General features: G+C 59.9%; 3 protein-coding genes. All 3 read left to right on the top strand.

Annotated features, from left to right (window positions below; translation table 11 throughout):
• The first annotated feature begins 328 nt into the window (after window positions 1-328).
• Genes rpmB through rpsN form a run of 3 tightly spaced genes read left to right on the top strand, consistent with a single transcriptional unit; the run spans window position 329 to window position 1,040 of the window.
• Window positions 329-565 carry a 50S ribosomal protein L28 gene (gene rpmB, locus PV768_RS21765; protein WP_013602738.1) on the top strand — a complete coding sequence of 79 codons (237 nt, stop codon included), beginning with the start codon at window positions 329-331 and terminating at the stop codon, window positions 563-565.
• Complete coding sequence (gene rpmG / locus PV768_RS21760; protein ID WP_013602737.1) at window positions 565-732, top strand: 50S ribosomal protein L33; 168 nt, start codon at window positions 565-567, stop codon at window positions 730-732. Before rpmB ends, rpmG begins: the two co-directional genes overlap by 1 nt.
• 2 nt (window positions 733-734) lie before the next feature.
• Window positions 735-1,040: a 30S ribosomal protein S14 gene (gene rpsN / locus PV768_RS21755; RefSeq protein WP_009358853.1), complete on the top strand. Its 306-nt coding sequence runs from the start codon at window positions 735-737 to the stop codon at window positions 1,038-1,040.
• The last annotated feature ends 495 nt before the right edge of the window (window positions 1,041-1,535 follow it).

Raw genomic sequence — 1,535 nt, 5'->3', positions numbered from 1 at the left:
CGGCGCTGATGGGACCGCCCGGCGACAATGGCCGGCCCGGACAGGCAGAACCCGCTGTCACTTCATATCGTCTAACCCCGGGCCTGCTTATACACCCTCCAGCGCCGGATTGGTCTTTAATTGCGCGAACTCGTAGACTTGGTAGGCGCTAAGTGCGCGGAGCGTGCGCAATTGCTCCGGTTGCCCGGTAATTTCTCCAGGGTGGCCGGTAGTTAGGGGCTCAAGTTGCGTGACTAACCGTTGCCCTTCTTCATTTTTGGGTCGCCCTTAGCAGCATGGTCCAGCAGCAGATATGCGGATCATTACTTTCAATTCTTGAGGAGAAGTCATGGCAGCACACTGCCAAGTGACCGGAGCCGAGCCGGGCTTTGGGCACAGCATTTCGCACTCGCACCGCCGCAACAAGCGCCGGTTCGATCCGAACATTCAGAAGAAGCGCTACTGGGTTCCGTCCCTGCGCCGTAACGTCACGCTGCAGGTCTCTGCACGTGGCATCAAGACCATCGACGTACGCGGCATCGACGTAGTCGTCGCCCAGATTCTGGCTCGTGGGGTGAAGCTCTAGTGGCTAAGGACAAGGACGTACGTCCGATCATCAAGCTCAAGTCGACTGCGGGCACGGGTTACACCTACGTAACCCGCAAGAACCGTCGTAACGATCCGGACCGCATGGTCCTGAAGAAGTACGACCCCAAGATCCGCCAGCACGTCGAATTCCGAGAGGAGCGCTAAACATGGCTAAGAAGTCCAAGATTGCTCGCAACGAGCAGCGCAAGGTCATCGTGGAGCGTTACGCTGCAAAGCGCCTCGAGCTGAAGAAGACCCTGGTTGACGAAAACGCAACCGACGAAGCACGCGAAGCGGCCCGCCTGGGCCTGCAGAAGCTGCCCCGCAACGCGTCCCCGATCCGTCTGCGTAACCGCGACATCATCGACGGCCGCCCCCGCGGTACCTTCCAGAAGTTCGGCATCTCCCGTGTCCGCTTCCGCGACATGGCCCACAAGGGCGAACTCCCGGGCATCACCAAGTCTTCCTGGTAATCCAGCACTGCTGATACCAGCTGCTTGAAAAGGGCCGGCAACCTCACGGTTGCCGGCCCTTTTGCTGTTAAGGATTCTCCGGTTGGCGTCCTTCGATCCGGCTGCCAGGCACTGTGCTGCAGCACACAGGAACGGGATACGACGCCGGATGGGCTTCCGCGGGTGCCCGAGGGCCGTTTTGCCGCGGAAACACGGGGTTGAGAGCGCCTCGCCAGGGGGATTTGCGGAGGCCCCCGGGGAGGTGTATTGTTTTCTAAGTCGCCGCGAGGGAGACAGCGAAGAGCTGGTTACCGCGGGCGGCCAAACCCCCAAAATCAAGACCAAATTCTGGCAGGGCTTTCGAGCGCTCCTGAAGAGGTGGGGACGACTTCCCGCCGATGAGAATCCTGAAACACGGATTTGCATCGGAACGGAGAGTCGGGTAAGTTTGAAAAGTTGCTCCGGAGCGATCCACGGTGGTTTTTTGCTGGTGGTGGTGCCGGGTGTGTCTGTTGT

Origin of the sequence: Pseudarthrobacter sp. CC4 (assembly GCF_048957775.1) — a bacterium.
Lineage (GTDB): Bacteria > Actinomycetota > Actinomycetes > Actinomycetales > Micrococcaceae > Arthrobacter.
This window is presented reverse-complemented; position numbering and strand designations above follow the sequence as displayed.